The sequence below is a fragment of the Acidovorax sp. KPB24-07 genome, assembly GCF_057543315.1.
This window is the reverse complement of sequence record NZ_BAAJYS010000812.1, coordinates 1-825: the sequence shown is the minus strand read 5'-3', so window position 1 is coordinate 825 and position 825 is coordinate 1. Positions and strand designations below refer to the sequence as shown.

At 72.6% G+C, this 825-nt stretch carries 1 protein-coding gene; it reads left to right on the top strand.

Annotated elements, in window-relative coordinates; genetic code table 11:
- Positions 1-329: 329 nt before the first annotated feature.
- The coding region (locus AC27IQ_RS26000) for a response regulator (protein WP_487091362.1) at positions 330-825 on the top strand (496 nt) is incomplete at its 3' end.

Genomic DNA, 825 nt, shown 5'->3' with positions numbered 1-825 from the left:
CGGCCAGCAGCAGCGCGGCCACGAGCGGGTGGCGCAGCCCAAGGGGCGCAAGGCGGTGGGACGGCGAGTGGGCGGCGGTATGGGCGGGGGCGTGGGCGGTCATGTCATCGGACTCCTGGGAGGGCAGTGGCGGTTGGGTGGGGCGCCGTGCGCGGATCGCTGCGCCCTCGCCGCCACTGTGCCGCGCCACCGTTCCAAAACGATGGCCCGCGCATTCCAAGTGATGACAAACCATGACCGCTGCGCCAGCCCTGTCATGGCCTGACACGGGCATGCCGATGGCGCCGCGGGCCGGCCCTACCATCGCGGTCAATCACAGGGGTTTTTCCATGACCGATGCGCTGGCCCGGATTCTGGTGGCCGATGACGAACCCGACCTGCGGGCGCTGCTGGAGCGCTACCTGGGCGACCACGGCTACGCCGTGCGCACGGTCGACGGCGCCGGCCCGCTCGACCGGCTGCTGGCGCGCGAGCGCTTCGACGTGCTGGTGCTGGACGTGATGATGCCGGGCGAGGACGGCCTGGCCATCTGCCGCCGCCTGCGCGCGCAGGGCGAGACCATTCCCATCCTCATGCTGACCGCACGCGGCGACCCGGTGGACCGCATCGTCGGCCTGGAGATGGGCGCCGACGACTACCTGCCGAAACCCTTTCAGCCGCGCGAACTGCTCGCGCGCATCCAGGCCATGGTGCGGCGCCAGCGCATGCTGGGTGCGCACGCCGGCCCCGCGCCCTCGGCCGGGCGCGTGGCGTTCGGCGATTTCACGCTGTGGCTGGACGAGCGCCGGCTCGAGCGCGCGGGGCAGGACCTGCCCATCACCACCG